The sequence below is a fragment of the Paenibacillus sp. JCM 9796 genome (assembly GCF_055379675.1).
This window is the reverse complement of sequence record NZ_AP043723.1, coordinates 2,404,825-2,427,865: the sequence shown is the minus strand read 5'-3', so window position 1 is coordinate 2,427,865 and position 23,041 is coordinate 2,404,825. Positions and strand designations below refer to the sequence as shown.

General features: G+C 48.4%; 40 protein-coding genes. All 40 read left to right on the top strand.

The window, feature by feature from the left end:
- Nucleotides 1-27: 27 nt before the first annotated feature.
- The 40 genes from ACZ439_RS11685 to ACZ439_RS11490 all read left to right on the top strand — a co-directional run bounded on the left by ACZ439_RS11685 (nt 28) and on the right by ACZ439_RS11490 (nt 23,030).
- A complete protein-coding gene (locus ACZ439_RS11685) occupies nt 28-279 on the top strand; it encodes a ribosomal L7Ae/L30e/S12e/Gadd45 family protein (RefSeq protein WP_127608832.1) in 252 nt (83 codons plus the stop codon).
- Nucleotides 280-412: 133 nt separating this feature from the next.
- The gene (rpsL, locus tag ACZ439_RS11680) at nt 413-832 is read left to right on the top strand and encodes a 30S ribosomal protein S12 (protein ID WP_054797081.1); all 420 of its coding nucleotides are present in this window, start codon (nt 413-415) and stop codon (nt 830-832) included.
- Nucleotides 833-881: 49 nt separating this feature from the next.
- A complete protein-coding gene (rpsG, locus tag ACZ439_RS11675; protein WP_054797082.1) occupies nt 882-1,352 on the top strand; it encodes a 30S ribosomal protein S7 in 471 nt (156 codons plus the stop codon).
- Between the two features lie 35 nt (nt 1,353-1,387).
- Nucleotides 1,388-3,463, top strand: a complete 2,076-nt coding sequence (fusA, locus tag ACZ439_RS11670; protein ID WP_127608815.1) for an elongation factor G — start codon at nt 1,388-1,390, stop codon at nt 3,461-3,463.
- 34 nt (nt 3,464-3,497) lie between these two features.
- Nucleotides 3,498-4,688, top strand: a complete 1,191-nt coding sequence (gene tuf / locus ACZ439_RS11665) for an elongation factor Tu (RefSeq protein WP_127608816.1) — start codon at nt 3,498-3,500, stop codon at nt 4,686-4,688.
- Between the two features lie 239 nt (nt 4,689-4,927).
- Nucleotides 4,928-5,236 carry a 30S ribosomal protein S10 gene (gene rpsJ / locus ACZ439_RS11660; protein WP_013921163.1) on the top strand — a complete coding sequence of 103 codons (309 nt, stop codon included), beginning with the start codon at nt 4,928-4,930 and terminating at the stop codon, nt 5,234-5,236.
- A 51-nt stretch (nt 5,237-5,287) separates the two neighbouring features.
- On the top strand, nt 5,288-5,914 hold the full coding sequence (gene rplC / locus ACZ439_RS11655; protein ID WP_054797084.1) for a 50S ribosomal protein L3: 627 nt from the start codon (nt 5,288-5,290) through the stop codon (nt 5,912-5,914).
- A gap of 24 nt (nt 5,915-5,938) precedes the next feature.
- Nucleotides 5,939-6,562 (top strand): 50S ribosomal protein L4, encoded by a 624-nt coding sequence (rplD, locus tag ACZ439_RS11650; RefSeq protein WP_054799675.1) that lies wholly within the window; start codon nt 5,939-5,941, stop codon nt 6,560-6,562.
- A complete protein-coding gene (rplW, locus tag ACZ439_RS11645) occupies nt 6,562-6,852 on the top strand; it encodes a 50S ribosomal protein L23 (protein WP_127608817.1) in 291 nt (96 codons plus the stop codon). The genes rplD and rplW overlap by 1 nt, the downstream gene beginning before the upstream one ends.
- A gap of 32 nt (nt 6,853-6,884) precedes the next feature.
- Nucleotides 6,885-7,715 carry a 50S ribosomal protein L2 gene (gene rplB, locus ACZ439_RS11640; RefSeq protein WP_141336120.1) on the top strand — a complete coding sequence of 277 codons (831 nt, stop codon included), beginning with the start codon at nt 6,885-6,887 and terminating at the stop codon, nt 7,713-7,715.
- Nucleotides 7,716-7,754: 39 nt separating this feature from the next.
- Nucleotides 7,755-8,033 (top strand): 30S ribosomal protein S19, encoded by a 279-nt coding sequence (rpsS, locus tag ACZ439_RS11635; RefSeq protein ID WP_054799674.1) that lies wholly within the window; start codon nt 7,755-7,757, stop codon nt 8,031-8,033.
- A 48-nt stretch (nt 8,034-8,081) separates the two neighbouring features.
- Nucleotides 8,082-8,417 carry a 50S ribosomal protein L22 gene (gene rplV / locus ACZ439_RS11630; protein ID WP_054797086.1) on the top strand — a complete coding sequence of 112 codons (336 nt, stop codon included), beginning with the start codon at nt 8,082-8,084 and terminating at the stop codon, nt 8,415-8,417.
- A 13-nt stretch (nt 8,418-8,430) separates the two neighbouring features.
- A complete protein-coding gene (gene rpsC / locus ACZ439_RS11625; protein WP_054797087.1) occupies nt 8,431-9,096 on the top strand; it encodes a 30S ribosomal protein S3 in 666 nt (221 codons plus the stop codon).
- A gap of 2 nt (nt 9,097-9,098) precedes the next feature.
- The gene (rplP, locus tag ACZ439_RS11620; RefSeq protein WP_054797088.1) at nt 9,099-9,533 is read left to right on the top strand and encodes a 50S ribosomal protein L16; all 435 of its coding nucleotides are present in this window, start codon (nt 9,099-9,101) and stop codon (nt 9,531-9,533) included.
- The gene (gene rpmC / locus ACZ439_RS11615; protein WP_013921153.1) at nt 9,523-9,723 is read left to right on the top strand and encodes a 50S ribosomal protein L29; all 201 of its coding nucleotides are present in this window, start codon (nt 9,523-9,525) and stop codon (nt 9,721-9,723) included. The genes rplP and rpmC overlap by 11 nt, the downstream gene beginning before the upstream one ends.
- Nucleotides 9,724-9,747: 24 nt before the next feature.
- Nucleotides 9,748-10,011, top strand: coding sequence for a 30S ribosomal protein S17 (gene rpsQ / locus ACZ439_RS11610; RefSeq protein WP_054797089.1), 264 nt, complete (start codon nt 9,748-9,750; stop codon nt 10,009-10,011).
- 41 nt (nt 10,012-10,052) lie between these two features.
- The gene (gene rplN, locus ACZ439_RS11605; RefSeq protein WP_054797090.1) at nt 10,053-10,421 is read left to right on the top strand and encodes a 50S ribosomal protein L14; all 369 of its coding nucleotides are present in this window, start codon (nt 10,053-10,055) and stop codon (nt 10,419-10,421) included.
- Between the two features lie 94 nt (nt 10,422-10,515).
- A complete protein-coding gene (gene rplX, locus ACZ439_RS11600) occupies nt 10,516-10,869 on the top strand; it encodes a 50S ribosomal protein L24 (protein WP_218029647.1) in 354 nt (117 codons plus the stop codon).
- A gap of 32 nt (nt 10,870-10,901) precedes the next feature.
- Nucleotides 10,902-11,444 carry a 50S ribosomal protein L5 gene (gene rplE / locus ACZ439_RS11595; RefSeq protein ID WP_054797111.1) on the top strand — a complete coding sequence of 181 codons (543 nt, stop codon included), beginning with the start codon at nt 10,902-10,904 and terminating at the stop codon, nt 11,442-11,444.
- 49 nt (nt 11,445-11,493) lie between these two features.
- Nucleotides 11,494-11,679, top strand: coding sequence for a type Z 30S ribosomal protein S14 (locus ACZ439_RS11590; protein WP_113022649.1), 186 nt, complete (start codon nt 11,494-11,496; stop codon nt 11,677-11,679).
- A 33-nt stretch (nt 11,680-11,712) separates the two neighbouring features.
- Nucleotides 11,713-12,111 (top strand): 30S ribosomal protein S8, encoded by a 399-nt coding sequence (rpsH, locus tag ACZ439_RS11585; protein ID WP_054797092.1) that lies wholly within the window; start codon nt 11,713-11,715, stop codon nt 12,109-12,111.
- Nucleotides 12,112-12,142: 31 nt separating this feature from the next.
- Nucleotides 12,143-12,685, top strand: coding sequence for a 50S ribosomal protein L6 (gene rplF, locus ACZ439_RS11580; protein WP_155615614.1), 543 nt, complete (start codon nt 12,143-12,145; stop codon nt 12,683-12,685).
- Between the two features lie 64 nt (nt 12,686-12,749).
- Complete coding sequence (gene rplR, locus ACZ439_RS11575; RefSeq protein WP_127608820.1) at nt 12,750-13,118, top strand: 50S ribosomal protein L18; 369 nt, start codon at nt 12,750-12,752, stop codon at nt 13,116-13,118.
- Nucleotides 13,119-13,147: 29 nt separating this feature from the next.
- Nucleotides 13,148-13,645 (top strand): 30S ribosomal protein S5, encoded by a 498-nt coding sequence (gene rpsE, locus ACZ439_RS11570; protein WP_127608821.1) that lies wholly within the window; start codon nt 13,148-13,150, stop codon nt 13,643-13,645.
- Nucleotides 13,646-13,655: 10 nt separating this feature from the next.
- Complete coding sequence (gene rpmD / locus ACZ439_RS11565; RefSeq protein WP_054797096.1) at nt 13,656-13,844, top strand: 50S ribosomal protein L30; 189 nt, start codon at nt 13,656-13,658, stop codon at nt 13,842-13,844.
- A 33-nt stretch (nt 13,845-13,877) separates the two neighbouring features.
- Entirely contained in the window at nt 13,878-14,318 is a 441-nt protein-coding gene (gene rplO / locus ACZ439_RS11560; protein WP_054797097.1) for a 50S ribosomal protein L15, read from the top strand.
- Nucleotides 14,318-15,619 carry a preprotein translocase subunit SecY gene (gene secY / locus ACZ439_RS11555; protein ID WP_054799670.1) on the top strand — a complete coding sequence of 434 codons (1,302 nt, stop codon included), beginning with the start codon at nt 14,318-14,320 and terminating at the stop codon, nt 15,617-15,619. The genes rplO and secY overlap by 1 nt, the downstream gene beginning before the upstream one ends.
- A 169-nt stretch (nt 15,620-15,788) precedes the next feature.
- Entirely contained in the window at nt 15,789-16,439 is a 651-nt protein-coding gene (locus tag ACZ439_RS11550; RefSeq protein ID WP_127608823.1) for an adenylate kinase, read from the top strand.
- Nucleotides 16,439-17,191 (top strand): type I methionyl aminopeptidase, encoded by a 753-nt coding sequence (gene map, locus ACZ439_RS11545; protein WP_141336121.1) that lies wholly within the window; start codon nt 16,439-16,441, stop codon nt 17,189-17,191. The genes ACZ439_RS11550 and map overlap by 1 nt, the downstream gene beginning before the upstream one ends.
- A gap of 6 nt (nt 17,192-17,197) precedes the next feature.
- Complete coding sequence (locus ACZ439_RS11540) at nt 17,198-17,506, top strand: KOW domain-containing RNA-binding protein (protein ID WP_054797098.1); 309 nt, start codon at nt 17,198-17,200, stop codon at nt 17,504-17,506.
- Between the two features lie 2 nt (nt 17,507-17,508).
- Entirely contained in the window at nt 17,509-17,727 is a 219-nt protein-coding gene (gene infA / locus ACZ439_RS11535) for a translation initiation factor IF-1 (RefSeq protein ID WP_009676800.1), read from the top strand.
- A gap of 159 nt (nt 17,728-17,886) precedes the next feature.
- Entirely contained in the window at nt 17,887-18,000 is a 114-nt protein-coding gene (gene rpmJ / locus ACZ439_RS11530) for a 50S ribosomal protein L36 (protein ID WP_003333770.1), read from the top strand.
- Nucleotides 18,001-18,015: 15 nt separating this feature from the next.
- On the top strand, nt 18,016-18,384 hold the full coding sequence (gene rpsM / locus ACZ439_RS11525; RefSeq protein ID WP_127608825.1) for a 30S ribosomal protein S13: 369 nt from the start codon (nt 18,016-18,018) through the stop codon (nt 18,382-18,384).
- A gap of 21 nt (nt 18,385-18,405) precedes the next feature.
- Entirely contained in the window at nt 18,406-18,801 is a 396-nt protein-coding gene (rpsK, locus tag ACZ439_RS11520) for a 30S ribosomal protein S11 (protein WP_013921137.1), read from the top strand.
- A 127-nt stretch (nt 18,802-18,928) separates the two neighbouring features.
- Complete coding sequence (locus ACZ439_RS11515) at nt 18,929-19,873, top strand: DNA-directed RNA polymerase subunit alpha (protein ID WP_054797101.1); 945 nt, start codon at nt 18,929-18,931, stop codon at nt 19,871-19,873.
- An 18-nt stretch (nt 19,874-19,891) separates the two neighbouring features.
- Nucleotides 19,892-20,260: a 50S ribosomal protein L17 gene (gene rplQ, locus ACZ439_RS11510; protein WP_054797102.1), complete on the top strand. Its 369-nt coding sequence runs from the start codon at nt 19,892-19,894 to the stop codon at nt 20,258-20,260.
- Nucleotides 20,261-20,367: 107 nt separating this feature from the next.
- The gene (truA, locus tag ACZ439_RS11505; protein WP_127608826.1) at nt 20,368-21,144 is read left to right on the top strand and encodes a tRNA pseudouridine(38-40) synthase TruA; all 777 of its coding nucleotides are present in this window, start codon (nt 20,368-20,370) and stop codon (nt 21,142-21,144) included.
- Between the two features lie 132 nt (nt 21,145-21,276).
- Nucleotides 21,277-21,714, top strand: coding sequence for a 50S ribosomal protein L13 (rplM, locus tag ACZ439_RS11500; protein ID WP_054799668.1), 438 nt, complete (start codon nt 21,277-21,279; stop codon nt 21,712-21,714).
- Nucleotides 21,715-21,732: 18 nt separating this feature from the next.
- The gene (gene rpsI / locus ACZ439_RS11495) at nt 21,733-22,125 is read left to right on the top strand and encodes a 30S ribosomal protein S9 (protein ID WP_054797104.1); all 393 of its coding nucleotides are present in this window, start codon (nt 21,733-21,735) and stop codon (nt 22,123-22,125) included.
- A 212-nt stretch (nt 22,126-22,337) separates the two neighbouring features.
- Nucleotides 22,338-23,030 carry a phosphoadenylyl-sulfate reductase gene (locus ACZ439_RS11490; RefSeq protein WP_054799667.1) on the top strand — a complete coding sequence of 231 codons (693 nt, stop codon included), beginning with the start codon at nt 22,338-22,340 and terminating at the stop codon, nt 23,028-23,030.
- The last annotated feature ends 11 nt before the right edge of the window (nt 23,031-23,041 follow it).

Genomic DNA, 23,041 nt, shown 5'->3' with positions numbered 1-23,041 from the left:
TCACCTGTCATTCGGAGGGGATTCAACCTGAGTCTCGATAAAGTAAAGCAGGCTGCGAAATTGACAATAGGCACCAAGCAAGCGATGAAGCTGGTGGAGCTAGGAGAGGCCACGGAAGTTTTTATTGCTAAAGATGCAGATCCGCGGATCACGATAAAAATGGTTAACCTCTGCAAGAAAATGGGGGTTAAAGTCACTTACGTGGAATCCATGAATATGTTAGGTAAAGCGTGTGGCATCGAAGTAGGCGCCGCTATGGCGGCTGTAGTGAATGAATAAAGAGCCGACGTTTTTGTTCGGGAAAATGCAACAAACTCCCGGGCAAAAACGTTTCCTATGTTCATTTACGATTCGCCTGGATCTGTGGGCTTGAAAAAACGGAAGAACATTCATTTTGAAGGAGGTGGCCACAATGCCAACAATTAACCAGCTCGTTCGTAAAGGACGCCAAGCGAAAGTAGTTAAATCCAAATCCCCAGCTCTTCAAAGAGGCTTCAACGCTTTGAAAAGAGAGCAAACGGATATCAGCTCCCCTCAAAAACGCGGTGTATGTACTCGTGTAGGTACAATGACACCGAAAAAACCGAACTCCGCACTTCGTAAATATGCGCGTGTTCGTTTGACTAACCGTGTTGAGGTAACAGCTTACATCCCGGGTATCGGACACAACCTGCAAGAGCACAGCGTCGTTCTGATCCGCGGCGGTCGGGTAAAAGACCTTCCAGGGGTACGTTACCACATCGTTCGCGGCGCGCTCGATACTGCAGGCGTGAACAACCGTAAGCAAGCTCGTTCCAAGTACGGCGCGAAACGCCCGAAAGTGAAAAAGTAATTTTTTATTTTAAAAAATCGAATGCACTTTTTGAGAAAGGGGGATAACTATGCCTCGTAAAGGTCCAGTTACTCGCAGAGACGTATTGCCAGATCCGGTATACAACAGCAAGTTGGTTACTCGTTTGATCAACCGCATCATGATTGACGGTAAAAGAGGAGTAGCACAATCTATTCTGTACAATGCCTTCAATCTGATTCAAGAGCGTACAGGTAAAGATCCGATGGAAGTGTTTGAACAAGCCATCAAGAACATCATGCCTGTCCTCGAAGTCAAAGCTCGCCGTGTGGGGGGCGCCAACTATCAAGTGCCGATCGAAGTTCGCCCGGAGCGCCGCTCCACTTTGGGACTTCGTTGGCTCGTCAACTACTCCCGTCTTCGCGGTGAGAAGACGATGGAAGAAAGATTGGCGGCCGAAATCATGGATGCCAGCAACAACACTGGTGCTTCCGTGAAAAAACGTGAAGATACGCACAAAATGGCTGAAGCCAACAAAGCGTTCGCACACTATCGTTGGTAAAATACAATTCCTATTTTTAGGAAGGAGACAACCTGATGGCTAGACAGTTCTCCTTGAAAGATACGCGTAACATCGGGATTATGGCGCATATCGATGCTGGTAAGACGACTACAACTGAGCGTATCTTGTTCTATACAGGCCGCGTGCACAAAATCGGTGAAGTTCACGAAGGTGCAGCTACGATGGACTGGATGGAGCAAGAGCAAGAGCGCGGAATCACGATTACTTCCGCTGCTACAACAGCTCAATGGAAAGATCACCGCATCAATATTATCGACACCCCGGGACACGTTGACTTCACAGTTGAGGTTGAGCGTTCCCTCCGCGTATTGGACGGAGCAGTAGGCGTATTCAGTGCCAAAGAAGGCGTTGAGCCGCAATCGGAAACCGTTTGGAGACAAGCGGACCGTTATGGTGTTCCACGGATTGCTTATGTCAATAAAATGGACATCATCGGCGCAGACTTCTTGCAAGTTATCGAATCGATGCGCGCGAAGCTTGGTGCGAACGCAGTTGCTATCCAACTGCCGATCGGTGCCGAGAATGATTTCAAAGGCGTTATCGATTTGATCGAGCGTAGAGCCTATGTGTACAAAGACGATTTGGGTAAAGATCCTATTGAGTCTGATGTACCTGCGGAATACGCAGATAAAGTCGAGGAGCTTCGCTCTGAGCTTGTCGAGAAAGTTGCAGAACTGGACGAAGAGCTTATGATGAAATACCTCGAAGGCGAAGAGCTGACGATCGAAGAAATTAAAGGTGCATTGCGCAAAGGCGTTTGTTCCGTTAGTATCTTCCCGGTCATCTGCGGCTCGTCTTACCGTAACAAAGGCGTTCAAATGATGCTGGATGCAGTTATTGATTACCTGCCGTCTCCACTCGATGTACCGGACATCAAAGGTACGCTGGACGACGGTACGGAAGTTGTTCGCAAATCCTCTGACGATCAACCGTTTGCGGCACTTGCGTTCAAAATCATGACGGATCCGTTTGTCGGTAAATTGACGTTCTTCCGCGTATATTCCGGTGTATTGAACTCCGGTTCCTACGTATTGAACGCAACGAAAGGCAAACGTGAGCGGATCGGCCGTATTCTCCAAATGCACGCGAACAGCCGCCAAGAAATCAGCGAAGTTTACTCCGGTGATATCGCAGCTGCCGTAGGCTTGAAGGATACCGTTACCGGCGATACGCTGTGTGATGAGAAAAACCCGGTCGTTCTCGAATCCATGAACTTCCCAGAGCCGGTTATCCAGCTCGCAGTTGAGCCGAAAACAAAAGCCGACCAAGATAAAATGGGCGTTGCTTTGGCCAAGCTCTCCGAGGAAGATCCGACTTTCCGCGCACACACGGACGAAGAAACAGGCCAAACGATTATCTCCGGTATGGGTGAGCTTCACCTTGAGATTATCGTTGACCGTATGCTTCGCGAGTTCAAGGTAGAAACTAACGTGGGTAAACCGCAGGTTGCTTACCGTGAAACGTTCCGTCAACCGGCTAGAGTCGAAGGCAAGTTCGTTCGCCAATCCGGTGGCCGTGGTCAATACGGACATTGTTGGGTGGAGTTCGAACCGCTTGAGCCGGGAACTGGCTTCCAGTTCGAAAGCAAAATCGTGGGTGGATCGATTCCTAAGGAATTCGTTGCTCCGATCCAAGCGGGTATTGAAGAGTCTATGAAAAACGGCGTATACGCAGGCTTCCCGCTTGTGGATATCAAAGCTACCGTCGTTGACGGATCTTACCATGACGTCGACTCCTCGGAGATGGCGTTTAAGATTGCCGGTTCGATGGCACTTAAAGCAGCGGCTGAGAAGTGTAAACCGGTATTGCTTGAGCCGATCATGAAAGTCGAAGTTACCGTTCCGGAAGAGTACATGGGCGACGTTATGGGCGACCTGAACTCCCGCCGCGGGCGTATCGAAGGTATGGATGCGCGTTTCGGCGCACAAATCATTCGTGCCAAGGTGCCTTTGTCCGAAATGTTCGGTTACTCCACAACTTTGCGTTCCCGTACGCAAGGCCGTGGCGTATACTCGATGGAAATCTCGCACTATGAAGAAGTACCTAAGTCGATTGCGGAAGAAATCGTCGCAAAAAACAAAGGTGCCTAATATAAATCCCATTATCTAAGGAGGCAATCCACTCATGGCAAAAGCGAAATTTGAACGCAATAAGCCGCACGTTAACATTGGTACGATCGGTCACGTTGACCATGGTAAAACAACGTTGACAGCGGCAATCACAACTGTATTGTCGAAAAAATACGGCGGTGCCGCTGTAGCATTTGACCAAATCGATAAAGCTCCAGAAGAGCGCGAGCGCGGTATCACGATCTCCACTGCGCACGTTGAATATGAAACGCCTAACCGCCACTACGCACACGTAGACTGCCCAGGCCACGCCGACTATGTTAAAAACATGATCACCGGCGCAGCACAAATGGACGGCGCGATCCTGGTTGTATCCGCAGCTGACGGCCCTATGCCGCAAACTCGCGAGCACATCCTGTTGTCCCGCCAAGTAGGCGTGCCTTACATCGTCGTATTCTTGAACAAATGCGACATGGTTGAAGACGAAGAGTTGCTTGAACTGGTTGAAATGGAAGTTCGCGACCTTCTTAACGAGTATGAGTTCCCTGGCGACGACACTCCGATCGTTCGCGGCGCAGCTCGTGAAGCTCTTCAAAACCCAGACGGTCCTTGGGCTGACAAAATCGTTGAGCTGTTCGAGCACATCGACACTTACATCCCAACGCCTGAGCGCGATACAGACAAGCCTTTCCTGATGCCGGTAGAGGACGTGTTCACGATCACTGGTCGTGGTACCGTTGCTACAGGTCGTGTAGAGCGCGGTGTAATTAAAGTCGGCGATGAGGTCGAAATCATCGGTCTTCAAGAAGACACTCGCAAATCCGTTGTTACGGGCGTAGAGATGTTCCGTAAATTGCTTGATTCCGCACAAGCTGGCGACAACGTTGGCGCATTGCTTCGCGGTGTAGACCGTAAAGATATCGAGCGTGGTCAAGTATTGGCTAAACCGGGTTCGGTTAAGCCTCACACGAACTTCACGGCTCAAATCTACGTTCTGACTAAAGAAGAGGGTGGCCGTCACAAGCCTTTCTTCACAGGTTACCGTCCGCAGTTCTACTTCCGTACAACTGACGTTACGGGTATCATCAACTTGCCGGAAGGCACAGAGATGGTTATGCCTGGCGACAACATCACGGTAACGGTTGAGCTGATCTCGCCAATCGCTATCGAAGAAGGTACTCGCTTCGCAATTCGCGAAGGCGGCCGTACAGTTGGCGCCGGTGCCGTTGCTTCCATCCAAAAATAATTGCAGTTTCCAATCCCTTCATCTAAATAGATGAAGGGATTATTTATTTTTAGGCAAAAGTCGCTTTTCTTCTTGCTTTTTGTTTCAATATTTAATATAATAGTGAACGTTGGTCTGTGACGTTGCGATGATGTGAGAGGTTGCTGACACACCCGGCTCCTTTGCCATAGGGGCGGTCGTCAGGAGATTTTCACGGAGTATGTCCGATACTAAATTGGGCGATAGAAGGAGGGAATACTATGGCAAAGCAAAAGATTCGTATTCGTTTGAAGGCTTATGATCACAGAGTTTTGGATCAATCCGCTGAGAAAATTGTGGACACAGCCAAGCGTTCCGGTGCTGGAGTGTCTGGTCCGATTCCGCTTCCAACCGAGAAGCAAATCATCACGATCTTGCGCGCGGTACACAAGTACAAAGATTCGCGCGAGCAATTCGAAATGCGTACGCATAAGCGTTTGATCGATATCGTCAATCCGACGCCGCAAACCGTTGATGCGTTGATGCGTTTGGATCTGCCGTCCGGTGTGGACATCGAAATCAAACTGTAATATACACATTGTGGATAAACTTAAAGCAAGAGAGGAAAAGAGGTGTCAACGATGACTAAAGGTATCTTAGGTAAGAAACTTGGGATGACTCAAGTGTTTACTCCCGAAGGATTGGTTGTACCGGTTACCGTAATCCAGGCAGGTCCTTGCACCGTGCTGCAAAAGAAAGATGCGGAGAATGACGGTTACGAAGCCATCCAAATCGGTTTTGAAGAGAAGAAAGAACACAGAGCGAATAAACCGGAGTTGGGCCATGCGAAGAAAGCTGGAGCAACACCTAAGCGCTACATTAAAGAGATTCGCGGTATTGAGATTGCTGGTTATGAAGTTGGCCAGGAAATCAAAGCCGATCTATTCTCCGAAGGCGAATTCGTTGATGTAACTGGAACATCCAAAGGTAAAGGGTTCCAAGGTAATATCAAAAGACATAACCAATCCAGAGGTCCAATGGCTCACGGTTCCCGTTATCACCGCGGTCCTGGTTCCATGGGTTCGATCCAAGCTAACCGTGTTCCGAAGGGTAAAAACCTGCCAGGACATATGGGTACGGAAACTGTAACTATCCAGAAGCTTGAAGTGGTTAAAGTCGATGCTGAGCGTAACGTGCTCTTGATTAAAGGCTCCATTCCGGGTCCTAAAAATAGCTTCGTAACCGTTAAATCTACGGTGAAGAAGTAAGAAAGCAAGAAAGGAGGATAACAAATGCCAAAAGTAGCAGTATTTAATGTTAGTGGTTCGCAAGTTGGCGAATTGGAATTGGCGGATAGCGTGTTTGGTATCGAACCGCATGCTTACGCGTTAAACCAGGCGGTGCTTTTGCAACGCGCTTCGCTTCGCATGGGAACTCATAAAGTTAAAGGGCGTTCCGAAGTTCGCGGCGGCGGTCGTAAGCCTTGGAAACAAAAAGGTACGGGTCGTGCGCGTCAAGGTAGTATCCGCTCTCCGCAATGGAAAGGCGGCGGCGTCGTTTTCGGACCGACACCTCGCAGCTATTCGTTCAAATTGCCAAAGAAAGTACGTCGCCTGGCGATTAAATCCGCGTTGTCTTCCAAGGTGCTGGCAAGTGAGATTATCGTATTGGATCAGCTTCAATTGGCAGCTCCAAAAACGAAAGATTTCGCAGCGATCTTGAACAACTTGAAAGTAGAACGTAAGGCTTTGGTCGTAACGGCAGCTTATGACGAGAACGTAGCGTTGTCCGCGCGTAATATCCCAGGCGTGAAGTTTGTCGCGGCTGAAGGTATTAATGTGCTTGACGTTATGGTGTACGACAAGCTGATCATTACGAAAGATGCGGTGCAAAAAGTAGAGGAGGTGTTTGCGTAATGAAAAACCCTCGCGATATTATTAAGCGCCCGATCATTACTGAACGTACCAGCGAAATGATGGCTGAGAAGAAATATGTGTTCGAGGTTGATATCCGTTCCAACAAAACGGAAGTCAAACAAGCGATCGAGCAAATTTTCAAAGTGAAAGTAACCAATGTAAATACATTGAGAATGCCGGCTAAGCCTAAGCGTTACGGTCGTTACTCCGGATATACGTCCGAGTGGAAAAAAGCGATTGTTACTCTTACGCCAGACAGCAAAGAACTCGAATTTTTCGAGTCCGTCTAAAGCATAATTTTTGAAGTAAGGAGGGAATCCACGTGCCAATCAAAAAATATAAGCCTACGTCCCCGGCCAGACGTGCGATGTCGGTTTCGACATTCGAAGAAATCACAACATCGACGCCGGAGAAATCGCTTTTGGCTCCTCTGAGCAAAAAAGCGGGTCGTAACAACCAAGGTAAAATTACGGTTCGTCACCAAGGCGGCGGACATAAGCGTAAATACCGCATTATCGATTTCAAACGGAATAAAGATGGAATACCAGGTCGCGTTGCTACAATCGAGTATGATCCGAACCGTTCCGCTAACATCGCGCTGATCCATTACGTGGATGGCGAAAAACGCTACATCATCGCTCCTAAAGGTTTGAAAGTGGGCGACCAAGTCGTATCCGGTCCGGATGCAGACATCAAAGTAGGTAACGCGCTTCCGCTCGAGAATATCCCGGTCGGTACGGTTATCCACAATATTGAGTTGAAACCTGGCAAAGGCGGCCAATTGGTTCGCGCTGCTGGTACAGAAGCTCAGTTGCTCGGTAAAGAAGATCAATACGTAACGATTCGTTTGTCTTCCGGCGAAATGAGAAAAATCCTCAAAGTTTGCCGCGCAACGGTCGGTTCCGTAGGTAACGAAGATTACGAACTTGTCAAAATCGGTAAAGCAGGACGTTCCCGTTGGCTCGGTCAAAGACCGGAAGTTCGCGGTTCCGTCATGAACCCGAACGATCACCCGCACGGTGGTGGTGAAGGCCGCTCCCCGATCGGTCGTAAATCTCCAATGTCTCCATGGGGCAAACCGACGCTCGGATACAAAACACGGAAGAAGAACAAAGCTTCCAACCAATACATTGTACGTCGCCGTACGAAGTAATAGACTTACCGTTTGGCTTAAAGAAGGGAGGAACGAAGCATGGGTCGCAGTTTGAAAAAAGGGCCGTTTATCGATGGCTATCTTTTGAAGAAAGTGGAAGACATGAATGCAGCAACCAAGAAACAAGTGATCAAAACTTGGTCCCGCCGCTCCACTATTTTCCCGCAATTCATCGGACACACATTTGCCGTTTATGACGGTAGAAAGCATGTTCCGGTTTATGTAACGGAAGATATGGTAGGACATAAGCTTGGTGAATTCGCGCCAACCCGTACGTACAAAGGTCACGACGACGATAAGAAAACGGGTAAACGCTAAGATTGAACGTGACATAGATTCAGTTTGTGAACGAGAGGAGGTACATCCATGCAACAAGCTAAAGCCATTGCAAGATACGTACGCATTGCTCCCCGTAAAGCTCAGCTCGTGGTTGACTTGATCCGCGGCAAGCAAGTGGGCGAAGCGATTGCAATTTTGCGTCATACGCCTAAGTCGGCATCTCCGATCATCGAGAAGCTGCTGAACTCGGCCGTTGCGAATGCGGAGCATAACTACTCCCTGGATCCTAACAGCCTGGTGATTTCCCAAGTGTTTGTCGATCAAGGACCGACTTTGAAGAGATTCCGTCCTCGCGCTATGGGTCGTGCGAGCCGCATCAATAAACGTACCAGCCACATTACATTAGTGGTATCTGAGAAATAAGGAGGGACAACGTGTGGGCCAAAAAGTAAACCCGGTAGGACTTAGAATCGGTATTATTCGCGATTGGGAGTCCAAATGGTATGCCGGCAAAGATTTCGGCGATTTGTTGATGGAAGACGTTAAAATTCGCGAATATTTGAAGCAAAAATTGAAAGAATCCGCCGTTTCCCGCATCGAAATCGAGCGTGCGGCTAACCGCGTGAACGTTACGATTCATACGGCGAAACCAGGTATGGTTATCGGTAAAGGCGGTTCCGAAGTAGAAGTGATCCGCGCCTACCTGTCCAAGCTGACGAACGGCAAGAAAGTACACATCAATATCAGTGAAGTAAAATCCCCTGACCTGGATGCGATTCTGGTCGCTGAGAGCATTGCACAACAATTGGAGCGTCGCGTATCGTTCCGTCGTGCGTTGAAACAAGCGATTCAAAGATCAATGAGATCCGGCGCTAAAGGGATTAAAACATCGGTTAGCGGTCGTTTGGGCGGAGCGGAAATCGCCAGAACGGAAGGCTACAGCGAAGGTACGGTGCCGCTGCACACGCTGCGTGCGGACATCGACTACGGAACGGCTGAAGCTCACACCACGTACGGACGGATCGGCGTAAAAGTTTGGATCTATCGTGGCGAAGTTCTTCCAACGGCTAAGAAAAAGGCTGCTACGGAAGGAGGCAACTAATCATGTTAGTTCCTAAACGTGTAAAACACCGCAAAGAGCACCGCGGCAGCATGAGCGGTCGCGCAAAAGGCGGTCAGGAAGTACATTTCGGCGAATACGGTTTGCAAGCTGTGGAACCGGCTTGGGTAACCAACCGTCAAATCGAAGCTGCCCGTATCGCGATGACTCGTTATATTAAGCGGGGCGGTAAAGTTTGGATCAAAATTTTCCCTTCCAAACCGATTACCCAAAAGCCGCTTGAAGTTCGGATGGGTAGCGGTAAAGGTAACGTAGAGAAATGGGTTGCAGTCGTAAAACCAGGTAAAGTTCTGTTCGAACTTGCCGGCGTTAGCGAAGAAATCGCCCGTGAAGCTATGCGTCTCGCCTCTCACAAGCTGCCGATCAAGACGAAGTTTGTGAAAAGAGAAGAACTGGGTGGTGAAGCAAATGAAAGCTAGTGAATTTCGCAACTTAACCACTGCTGAGATCGAACAAAAGATTGCCGGATTTAAAGAGCAACTCTTTAACCTCCGTTTTCAACTGGCTACAGGTCAACTGGATAATCCCGTACAGATTCAAAAAGTACGCAAAGAGATTGCTCGGGCAAAGACTGTTTTGCGTGAAAGAGAATTGGGAATCACTAGTTAATGAATTTGAGAGGAGGATCTCGCAATGGCTGAACGCAACGAGCGTAAAACGCAAGTGGGCAAAGTCGTGAGCGACAAAATGGATAAAACCATCGTTGTTGCTGTAGAAACTTACAAAAAACACGATTTGTATCACAAGCGCATTAAATATACGAAAAAGTTCAAAGCGCATGATGAGAACAACGAAGCTAAAATCGGCGATGTTGTAAAAATCATGGAAACTCGTCCGCTCTCCAAGGATAAACGTTGGAGATTGGTTGAAGTGGTTGAAAAAGCGGTTATCGTTTAATATATGCATCTGGCATCAATTCCGGAAGGAGGGAATACACAATGATTCAACCATTTACTCGATTGAACGTAGCTGACAACTCTGGTGCGAAGTCGCTGATGTGTATCCGTGTGTTGGGTGGTACGGGTCGTCGTACAGCTAACATTGGCGATTTGATCATCTGCTCGGTGAAAGAAGCAACACCAGGCGGCGTTGTCAAAAAGGGTGACGTTGTTAAAGCTGTAGTGGTACGCACGAGACGCGGTGCTCGTCGTAAGGACGGATCCTACATCAGCTTTGACGAGAATGCAGCGGTTATCGTAAAAGAAGATAAGAGCCCGCGCGGCACACGTATCTTTGGACCGGTAGCTCGTGAACTTCGTGACAGAGACTTCATGAAAATCGTTTCTCTGGCGCCTGAAGTTATCTAATTGATCGAAACAGATGCTGGCTTTCAATCGAAAGCCTAAGATTTTTCTTACGAAGCGGTTTTCTAACGAAAGCCTGTAGGAGGTGTAAATCCAAATGCCAAAACAACCGAAAAAACTCGAGTCCCACAACAATAAATTGCACGTCAAGAAAGACGACACGGTTTTTGTTATCACAGGTAAAGACAAAGGGAAGAAAGGCCGCGTAATCGCAGCTTACCCGCGTCAAAACCGCGTGCTGGTCGAGGGCGTAAACATGATCAAGAAACATGCGAAACCTTCGCAAGCAAATCCGCAAGGCGGAATTCTTACGCAAGAGGCTCCAATTCACGTTTCCAACGTGATGCTGGTTGATCCGAAAAGCGGCCAACCGACTCGTATTGGTTACAAAGTATTGGATAGCGGTAAAAAAGTTCGCGTTGCGAAAAAATCCGGCGAGATTATCGATTAATTGAGAAGGTAAGAAAGGAGGTACACAAACTCATGGCAGCAAGAATGAAAGATCGTTTTCTGAACGAAGTTACACCAGCGTTGATCCAAAAGTTCAACTACACCACGGTTATGCAAGTTCCGAAAATCGAGAAAGTGGTTATCAACATGGGTGTGGGCGAAGCGGTTTCCAACTCCAAAGTGCTTGATACCGCCGTTTCCGATCTTCAGTTGATCGCCGGTCAAAAACCGGTTATCACAAGAGCGAAAAAATCCATCGCAGGCTTTAAACTGCGTGAAAATATGCCAATCGGCGTGAAAGTAACGCTGCGCGGCGAGCGTATGTATCACTTCCTGGACAAACTGTTCAACGTGGCCCTTCCGCGCGTACGTGACTTCCGCGGCGTATCCACGAAAGCTTTCGACGGCCGCGGTAACTACACGCTTGGCTTGAAAGAGCAGCTCATTTTCCCTGAAGTTGAGTATGACAAAGTGGACAAAGTCCGCGGTATGGACATCGTAATCGTCACAACGGCGAAAACAGACGAAGAATCCCGCGAATTGCTGACGCAGCTCGGCATGCCGTTCGCGAAATAATTAGCTTACGATACGGGTTTCACTGGAACCTATGGAGGTGTTAACGAGAGTGGCAAAAACTTCGATGAAGATTAAGCAGCAGCGTGCTCCGAAATTTAAAGTGCAGGCATATACGCGCTGCGAACGCTGCGGTCGTCCCCATTCGGTATTGCGTAAATTCAAAATTTGCAGAATTTGCTTCCGCGAATTGGCATACAAAGGTCAAATTCCTGGCGTTAAAAAAGCAAGCTGGTAAAACTCAAAGTTTCGGGAAGGAGGTTTACAACACATGGTTATGTCCGATCCAATTGCAGATATGCTTACACGCATTCGCAACGCTAACGTTGTTCGTCATGAGACTGTGGAAATTCCGGCTTCGAAGATCAAGCGCGAGATCGCTGAGATCCTCAAGAAGGAAGGCTTCATCCGTGACGCTGAATATATCGAAGACAGCAAGCAAGGTATCATTCGCTTGTTCCTGAAATACGGCTCCAACAATGAGCGTGTTATCACAGGATTGAAAAGAATCAGCAAACCAGGTCTTCGCGTTTATGCGAAAAGCCAAGAAGTACCTCGCGTACTGGGCGGCCTCGGCATCGCGATTCTCTCGACGTCCAAGGGCGTTATGACAGATAAAGAAGCTCGTCAATCGAAAGCTGGCGGAGAGGTTATCTGCTACGTTTGGTAATATCGATTTTTAAAGAACGGAGGTGCACAACATGTCCCGTATTGGTCGCAAACCAATCACGATCCCTAGCGGAGTTAACGTAACACTTGACAACACATTGATTACGGTTAAAGGACCGAAAGGAACTTTGAGCCGTGAACTGCACAAAGATATGAAAGTAAGTGTTCAAGAAGACGTCATCAACGTAGAGCGTCCTTCTGACAATAAATTGCATCGCTCCCTTCATGGTACGACGCGCAGCGTCGTTCAGAACATGGTGAGCGGGGTAACTGACGGTTTCGTCAAAAATCTCGATCTCGTTGGCGTAGGTTACCGTGCGAACAAATCCGGCAACAAGCTGGTTTTGAACGTTGGTTACTCTCACCCGGTTGAAATCGAGCCGGCAAATGGCATTGAGTTCGAAGTGCCAACCAACACGAAAATCATCGTAAGAGGAATCGATAAAGAGCTGGTCGGTGCTACCGCAGCTAAAATCCGTTCCGTACGTGAACCTGAGCCGTATAAAGGCAAAGGGATTAAGTACGAAGGCGAACGTATTCTTCGTAAAGAAGGTAAAGCCGGTAAGAAGAAATAAGGCAGCTTAAGAGTCTAAGCTGAACCGATTGCTTCGACATCGATCTCGAAAGGAGTGACCTCGAATGATTACTAAAAGCGACAAGAACAAAGCGCGTTTGAAAAGACATCTTCGCGTTCGTAAGAAAATTCAAGGAACGGCTGAGCGCCCACGCCTCAACATTTTCCGTTCTTCCAAGCATATGTACGCTCAATTGATCGACGATGTGAAGGGCGTAACAATCGCTGCCGCTTCCACACAAGATAAAGAGCTGAAAGAAGGCCTCGGCAACGGCGGCAACGTAGACGCAGCAGCTAAAGTCGGTTCTTTAATCGCAGAACGTGCGAAAAAAGCCGGCGTTGTGAAGGTCGTTTTCGACCGCGGCGGATACTTGTACCATGGTCGTGTTAAAGCACTTGCAGACGCTGCTCGCGAAGCAGGTCTTGAATTCTAAACCAATCTACACATAAGGAGGTAAAAGACTTGCGTATTGATCCCAATACTTTAGAGCTGACTGAAAAAGTCGTTCACATTAACCGCGTTGCTAAAGTTGTAAAAGGCGGTCGTCGTTTTAGCTTTAGCGCACTTGTTGTTGTGGGCGATGGCAAAGGTTGGGTAGGCGCTGGAATCGGTAAAGCTTCCGAGGTACCTGATGCGATTCGTAAAGGTATCGAAGATGCTAAGAAAAACCTGATCCATGTTCCTATCGTCGGAACAACAATTCCTCACCTGGTGACCGGACATTTTGGCGCAGGTAGAGTTCTTTTGAAACCTGCTTCCAAAGGTACAGGAGTTATTGCAGGCGGTCCGGTTCGTGCGGTGCTTGAGCTGGCGGGCGTAGGCGACATCTTGACGAAGTCGCTTGGATCCTCGAACTCCATCAACATGGTTAACGCTACCCTGGAAGGCTTAGAGCGCCTGAAGCGTGCGGAAGATGTTGCTAAGCTTCGCGGTAAAACCGTAGAAGAACTTTTAGGTTAGGAGGGATACCATGGCTAAGCAATTGCAAATTACCCTCAAACGCAGTCTGATCGGCCGTCCTGAGACACAACGTCGTACGGTTGCGGCACTTGGACTTCGCAAACTTCATCAATCGGTAACACAAGCAGACAATGCGGCAATCCGCGGTATGGTCAGCCAAGTGAATCACCTGGTCGAAGTTAAAGAAATCGAAGCTTAAGATTTGAACATATAGCTAGAGGAGGTGCAAACGATGAAATTGCATGAACTTACTTCTGTCCCTGGTTCCCGTCAATCCCGTAAGCGTGTAGGCCGCGGTATCGGTAGCGGCATGGGTAAAACGTCAACTCGCGGTCATAAGGGTCAAAATGCTCGTTCCGGCGGCGGTGTTCGTCCTGGTTTCGAGGGCGGTCAAAACCCGCTTTATCGTCGCTTGCCAAAACGTGGATTTACCAACCAGTTCCGCAAAGAGTATGCAACTGTAAACGTTGAGGACTTGAACAAGTTCGCAAGCGGTACGGAAGTCACTCCTGAGCTTTTGATGGAATCCGGCGTTGTTAAAAACCCGTTGAGCGGCATCAAAATTTTAGGAAACGGCGAAATCACGGTTCAACTGAATGTAAAGGCGAGCAAATTCTCCCAATCTGCGGTAGAGAAAATTACAGCTGCCGGCGGTAAAACCGAGGTGATTTAATGTTCCGTACCATATCCAATATTATGAAAGTAGACGATCTGAGGAAACGGATCCTGTTCACGCTGCTTGTGTTGATCGTCTACAGAATTGGTGCTTTTATTCCGGTACCTAACATCAACACAGAGATTCTAAAGCTTCAAGATCAAGCCAGCACGAGTGGAGTGTTCGCGTTGTTGAACACTTTCTCCGGTGGTGCGCTGTTCCAATTTTCGATCTTCGCGATGACGATTACACCGTATATTACGGCATCGATCATCGTTCAGCTGTTGTCGATGGATGTCATCCCGACGTTCACCCAATGGGCCAAAGAAGGCGAAGTGGGCCGCAAGAAGCTTAGTCAAATTACCCGTTACGGGACCATCGTGTTAGGGCTTATACAAGCATTTAGTTTTGCGATCGGTTTTAACCGGCTTTACACGGGTCTGGTTATTAACCCGAATTTCACGACATATGCTTTAATCGCCATCGTGCTCACGGCTGGTACAGCATTTCTGATGTGGTTAGGGGAACAAATCACCGAAAATGGCATTGGAAATGGTATTTCCATTATCATCTTCGCGGGTATTGTCGCTGCGATTCCGACAGGTATCGGCCAAATTTACCAAACGCAATTTGCCGATGCCGGAGATGCGCTGTTCCTTAATATTCTTAAGGTGCTGATCATTCTCATCGTCGTTATCGCGTTGATTGCCGGTGTCATTTTCGTTCAGCAAGGAGTTCGTAAGATCCCTGTTCAATACGCTAAACGCGTAGTCGGACGTAAAATGTTCGGCGGACAATCCACGCACATTCCGCTTAAAGTGAATGCTGCGGGCGTTATTCCCGTCATCTTCGCGTTGTCGCTGCTTGTATTCCCTCCAACCATTGCAAGCTTTTGGAGAGGGAATGGCGTCGCGGAATGGATCATTACAAACTTGAGCCATACGGCACCTCTCGGCATGGTACTGTACGTTCTGCTGATTATCGGCTTTACGTACTTCTACACGTTCGTGCAGTTTAACCCTGTACAAATGGCCGAGCAGATGAAAAAGAACGGCGGATACATTCCAGGCATTCGCCCGGGGAAAAACACGGAAGTGTACTTTACCCGAGTGATGACTCGAATCACCCTTTCCGGTGCGTTGTTCTTGGCCGCGGTATCGATTATTCCGATGATTTTCGCCGCAATCGCCGGTTTGCCGCAGTCGGTTCAAATTGGCGGTACTTCCTTACTTATCGTAGTCGGTGTAGGTTTGGAAACGATGAAAACCATCGAAAGCCAATTGATCAAACGCCATTACAAAGGCTTCATTAATAAATAGCAAATAGGTTCTGATAGTGAACTCATATAATACCTATGACGCTGACGAACCAACGTTCATCGGCGTCGCATGGGTTGAAGGAAATTCACGGTAACGCGAATTTGATGAGAGCTATCGGCACCTATTGTGCTGTTAGCATCGAACGATGCAAGTGGGGGAGGAAGTCACGGTGAATATCATCTTTATGGGGCCTCCTGGTGCAGGTAAAGGAACGCAAGCGGAACGAATCGTTGATGAGTTCCAGATTCCGCATATCTCCACCGGTGATGCATTCCGGCTTGCCATGAAGCAAGAAACGCCGCTTGGCGTCGAAGCTAAGAAGTATGTCGATCAAGGGTTGCTTGTACCGGATGAGATCACGATCGGTATTGTCCGTGATCGAGTGTCTCAGCCAGATTGCGATAAAGGATTTTTACTCGACGGATTTCCGAGAACGATCTCTCAAGCCGAAGCGCTTGACGGGATTGCCGCGGAACTTGGCAAAAGCATCGATCATGTGATTAACCTCGCGGTCGATCGCGATTTGCTGCTCGCCCGTTTGACGGGTCGTCGTATTTGTAAATCTTGCGGTGCAACGTATCATGTCTTGTTTAACCCACCTGCGCGTGACAATGTTTGCGACAAATGTTCGGGTGAATTGTATCAGCGTTCGGATGATACCGAAGAAAAAGTAGGGACTCGTTTGGACGAGTATATCAATAAAACCGCTCCTCTTCTGGAGTATTATCGTAACAAGGGAATATTGCGTGAGGTTAACGGTGAGCAAGAAATTAACACGGTCACTGCACAAATCAGTTCACTATTGCGAGGGCAAGCGTAATGATCATTTGTAAATCAGCAGCTGAACTGGAGTTCATGCGCGAGGCGGGCCGTATTGTGGCCGAGACGCATCGTTTGCTGCAAAAAGCCATTCAGCCCGATATTACAACGAAAGAGCTCGATCAGATCGCAGAAAACTTTATTCGCAGTCAGGGTGCAATTCCATCTTTTAAAGGCTACAATGGTTTTCCCGGAAGCATCTGCGCTTCGGTGAATGATGAATTGGTTCACGGTATTCCCGGTCAGCGCAAGCTGAAAGACGGTGACATCATCAGTATCGACATCGGTGCTCAATATAAAGGATATCATGGCGATTCCGCCTGGACATATGGCGTCGGCACGATCTCCGAAACGGCGAGCAAATTGCTCGACGTCACGGAACGCTCGTTGTTCGCAGGGCTGGCAGTAGCCGGACCCGACGTCAGGCTGTATACGATATCCAATGCCATTCAAAGATGCGCAGAGAATGAAGGATTTTCGATTGTTCGAGAGTATGTAGGTCACGGCATCGGAACGGAGCTCCATGAGGAGCCGCAAATACCGAACTATGGCATCGCCGGTCATGGACCGCGCTTGAAGCCGGGGATGGTGCTTGCGATCGAACCGATGGTTAATGTGGGTGAACGTTACGTCCGAACGCTTGAAGACAATTGGACGGTGGTCACGGTGGATGGCACACTGTGCGCACATTTCGAACACACCATCGCCATAACGCAAGACGGTTACGAGATTTTAACGTTGCCTGGTGCTTAGAAGCGGATGGAACCAACGAATGAACCTCATATCGGACAAATCGTAAGGGTGAATCGGGGACGGGATTCCGGGAAGTACGCCGTCATAATCGGCGTCGTAGACCAACGATACGTGTGGATTGCAGACGGCGGCAAACGGAAATTCGATGAACCTAAGAAGAAAAATCTCATTCATCTCGAGCTTCTTCCGGCAATTAGCTCCGAAGTGGCCGACAGTCTCCGCGAGACGGGCCGAGTTACCAACGGAAAGCTTCGATTTGCTTTGACTCAGGCAGTGAACCATTTATCGCACGATGCGCAAGAGAAAGGAGAATGACTGTGGCCAAAGAAGATGTAATTGAAGTTGAAGGTACAGTGATTGAACCTCTTCCGAATGCAATGTTCAAGGTAGAACTGGAGAACGGTCATAAGATACTTGCTCATGTATCCGGAAAAATCAGAATGCACTTTATCCGCATTTTGCCGGGTGACAAAGTGACGGTTGAACTTTCGCCGTATGATTTGACCAGAGGCCGTATAACCTATCGTTTTAAATAGATGAACTTGTAGCAAGAGAAGTTAAACCATATGCTTACGAAGCAGCTTTCCTCGCGGAAAGCTGAGCAAAATCCTTACGAAGTCAGTTTTCCTGCGGAAAACTAAGACCATGCTTACGAAGCAGCTTTCCTTACGGAAAGCTTTGAGGAGGTAACCACCATGAAGGTTAGACCGTCGGTCAAACCGATTTGCGAAAAATGCAAAGTCATTCGCCGCAAAGGCAACGTTATGGTAATTTGCGAAAATCCGAAACATAAACAAAAACAAGGCTAAGGAGGTGCTCGTTTAATGGCACGTATTGCTGGTGTAGACTTACCCCGTGACAAACGCGTGATCATCGCTTTGACTTACATCTTCGGGATCGGCAACACAACGGCTGCGAAAATCGTCGCTCAAACCGGTATCAATCCGGACACTCGCGTTCGCGATCTGACAGAAGACGAAGTGAGCAAAATCCGCGAGGTTATCGACAAAACGCTGAAAGTGGAAGGCGACCTGCGTCGTGAAATCTCGTTGAACATCAAACGTCTGATTGAGATCGGATGTTATCGTGGCGTTCGCCACCGCCGCGGCTTGCCGGTTCGCGGTCAACGTACTAAAACAAATGCTCGTACGCGTAAAGGTCCTCGTCGTACGGTAGCGAATAAGAAAAAATAGTAAAGGGGGGTAACGCTTAAAATGGCTAAACCTAAAAAAGTAGTTCGTACGAAACGTCGCGATCGGAAAAATATCGACAGTGGAGTAGCTCATATCCGCTCTACATTCAACAACACGATTGTTACCATCACTGACCCGCACGGAAATGCGATTTCTTGGGCAAGCGCCGGTAACCTCGGTTTTAAAGGTTCCCGTAAAAGCACTCCGTTCGCCGCACAAATGGCAGCTGAGTCTGCAGCGAAAGCGGCAATGGAGCATGGGATGAAGGCCGTAGAGGTCATGGTTAAAGGACCAGGTGCAGGCCGTGAAGCAGCGATTCGTTCGCTTCAAGCTGCAGGTCTTGAAGTAAACCTGATTAAAGACGTGACTCCGATCCCTCACAACGGTTGCCGTCCTCCGAAACGTCGTCGTGTCTAATCCAGGATCGCTAAGCCCGGGTGGTATAAATATCCAAATGGTGTCTATACTATTTGGATAGGTATACTGCACGTTTTATGCGTCTTAAGTTATCCAGAAGGAAACGACGTTTGAAGGAGGGTTTACAATGATCGAAATCGAAAAGCCGAAAATAGAAACCGTATCATTAAGTGATGACGGCACATATGGCAAATTTGTCGTGGAACCTTTGGAAAGAGGCTATGGAACTACGCTCGGCAACTCATTACGCAGAATATTGCTGTCTTCCCTTCCGGGTGCGGCGGTTAATTCCGTTCAAATCGACGGCGTCCTGCACGAGTTCTCCACGGTTCCGGGTGTCATGGAAGATGTTACGGAAATCATCCTGAACCTTAAAGGCTTGTCGCTTAAGATCCATTCCGATGAGGAAAAGGTTCTTGAGATCGACGCCGAAGGTGAAGGGGCTGTTGTGGCTGGCGATATTCGCGGCGATAGCGATGTGGAGATCTTAAACCCGGATCTGCACATTGCTACGCTGTCCTCCGATGCACGGCTTCACATGCGAATTCATGCGAACCGCGGCCGCGGATACGTATCGGCAGACAAGAACAAGAGAGAGGATCAGCCGATCGGCGTGATTCCGATCGATTCGATCTATACTCCGATTACTCGTGTCAATTACAGCGTAGAAAATACGCGCGTCGGCCAAGTTACCAACTATGACAAACTCACACTTGAAGTATGGTCTGACGGCAGTATTCGACCGGAAGAAGCGGTAAGCTTGGGCGCCAAAATCTTGACGGAGCATCTGATGCTCTTCGTCGGTCTGACCGATGAAGCGAAAGACGCCGAGATTATGGTTGAGAAAGAAGAGGACAAGAAGGAGAAAGTACTCGAGATGACGATCGAGGAACTCGACCTGTCCGTTCGTTCTTATAACTGCCTGAAGCGTGCCGGCATCAATACGGTACAAGAATTGATTACGAAAACGGAAGAAGATATGATGAAGGTCCGCAATTTGGGACGCAAATCTCTCGAAGAAGTTCAAGAAAAGCTCGAAGAGCTCGGACTTGGACTAAGAATGGAAGATTAACAGAAGGAGGTTGCACAGATGGCTGCATACAAAAAGTTAAATCGTGACTCCAGCTCGCGTAAAGCATTGTTTCGTGACCTGGTAACCGACTTATTTATACATGAGCGCATTCAAACGACAGAAGCGAAAGCAAAAGAGTTGCGTTCGATCGCAGAAAAATTGATCACGTTGGCTAAACGGGGAGATCTTCACGCTCGTCGTCAAGTCGCTACTTTCGTTCGTCGTGAACAAGCGAACGAAAATCAAGACGCGATTCAAAAACTTTTCTCCGATTTGGCTCCTCGCTACGCTGAGCGTCAAGGCGGATACACACGTATCCTGAAGCTTGGACCGCGTCGCGGTGATGCTGCGCCTATGGTTTACTTGGAACTGGTTGACCGGGCATAAGAGAAAAAGGTTGTGAAAGGGTGGACGGGATCTTTTGATTCTGATGAAACCCTTTTTTTGTACGTATGTGCGCCTTGATTCCAGTCCCAGTTCACGGAGGGCTCGTCGTGAGAAATATTTGCATGACGGTAAGCTACGATGGAACGTCTTACAACGGCTTTCAATCGCAGCCAGGACTAAACACGGTACAAGACCGACTTGAGCGTGCCATTGCTTTACTGGCGGGCGAAGAGGTCAAAATAACGGCATCCGGACGTACGGATGCCGGGGTGCACGCACGAGGACAGGTGTTTAACTTTCTAACATCTTCCCAAATTCCGCTGAACCGTTGGTGCATGGCCATTAATGCCAGACTTCCGGATGATATACGGGTTTGGGATGCGAGGCAGGTAGCGGACGATTTTCACTCCCGGAGATGGGCCAAGCGGAAAACGTATCGTTATTCGATACGCGTCGGTAAGTATATGGACCCGCTAAGACGTCATATGGAGTTTTATCACCCTACAGCGCTTCGCATAGACGCGATGAGAGAAGCGCTGACCTACGTAGAGGGCGAGCATGATTTCACTTCTTTCTGCTCTATCAGAACGGTGGCTCCGAGCCGTATTCGAACGATATACGAAGCGCGGCTGGAGACAGAAGAGGCGGACAAGCACCTGCAATCCAGCGTGTTCCATATTTATTTGACCGGGAACGGTTTTTTATACAATATGGTTCGGATCATTGTCGGGACGTTGATGCAGATCGGTGAAGGCAAGCGGGAAGCTTCGCACATGAAAGCGATTCTCGAAGCCAGAAATCGCGGTTTGGCCGGTCCGACGGCAATGGCGCACGGTCTTATGCTGTGGGAAGTTTTTTATGAGGATTCGCCGATAATTACTTGATTCCTTGGATGGGATATAGTATATTATTAGATGGTGTTTCTTTGACTGGCTACCCCACGGCCCCGGGTCTTGAAACCGATGAATAAGTATATGAATGAATGTGATGAAGATAGATCTAGGAGGAACATTTACATGCGTACCACATATATGGCGAAGCCAAATGAAGTAGAACGCAAATGGTACATCATCGATGCGACCGGCAAAACGCTTGGCCGTCTTGCCAGCGAAGCGGCTGCCATTTTGCGCGGCAAACATAAACCTGAATTTACTCCGCATGTGGACACTGGCGATTTCGTTATTGTCATCAACGCTGAGAAAATTCACCTGACAGGCAAAAAGCTCCAAAACAAAAAATACTATCGTCACTCCCTGTATCCGGGCGGTTTGAAAGTAGCTACCGCACAAGAGCTTCTGAATACGAAGCCTGAGCGCGTATTGGAGTCGGCGATCCACGGCATGCTTCCGAAAAACCGTTTGGGCAGCCGTCTGAAAACAAAGCTTAACGTATATGCCGGTTCGGAACATCCGCATCAAGCACAACAACCTGAAGTTTGGGAACTTCGCGGTTAATAAAGGGAGGACTGTCTTGTGGCACAAGTACAATATTATGGCACCGGCCGTCGTAAGCACTCGGTAGCACGCGTACGTTTAGTACCGGGCGAAGGCCGTATCGTAATCAATAAACGCGAGCTGGACGAATACTTCGGCTTGGAAACATTGAAACTGATCGTAAAACAACCGTTGAACTTGACAGAGACGTTGTCGAAATACGACGTTTTGGTTCTTGCTCATGGCGGCGGGATCTCCGGACAAGCCGGCGCGATCCGTCACGGAATTTCCCGTGCGCTTTTGAAAGCAGATCCGGAATACCGCGGTCTTCTGAAAAGAGCCGGATTCCTGACTCGCGACCCTCGTATGAAAGAGCGTAAAAAGTACGGCTTGAAAGCCGCTCGTCGCGCTCCTCAGTTCTCGAAACGTTAATTTGCAACAGCAAAGCCTTTCCGATTATCTTCATCGGAAAGGCTTTTTTCAATCCCATCTTGCACCGTTTAGGCAAATCCCTAATATGATGCAAAATGGCGAAGTACAAAAATTTTAAATTGACAAAAAGTCCGTATCAATTATAATTATTAATAAATCACTAAAATCTTATTATTATACTCGGAATTATCTCGCGGGAGGTTCATCAGACTATGAATTTGTTTGAAAAAGAAGCATTGATTACTAAAGCTGCCGAAGAATTTGAGAACAAGACTCCACAGGAACTTTTAGCCTGGGCGGTAGAAAGATTCCCGAATATCACCTTAGCCTGTAGTTTCGGAGCTGAAGACGTCGTCCTCGTCGACATGCTCCAAAAAGTTAGTCCGAAGACGGACATTTTCTACCTGGACACGAATGTGCACTTCAAAGAGACCTATGAAACGCGTGACCGTTTGCAGCAGCATTACGGCCTTGAATTCGTACAAGTACTGCCGAAACTGACGCTTGAGGAGCAAGCTGCCGCGCATGGAGATCAACTTTGGAAGAACGACCCGACTCAATGCTGCAACATTCGTAAAGTAGAACCGTTGACGGACATCTTGAAAAACTACGACGCCTGGATCACCGGCATTCGCCGCGATCAAGCGCCAACACGCGCGAATGCGAAGAAAGTCGAATATGATGTGAAGTTCGGACTGGTGAAGTTTAACCCGCTGGCCGATTGGACCTCTGAAGACGTATGGAACTATATTCGCTCCAACAACATCATATACAACCAACTGCACGACCAAAACTACCCTAGCATCGGTTGCGAGCATTGCACCAAACCGGTAGCGCCAGGCGAGGATCCGCGAGCAGGCCGTTGGGCGGGCTTCGAGAAGACCGAGTGCGGTCTGCACAAATAACGTATACTTAG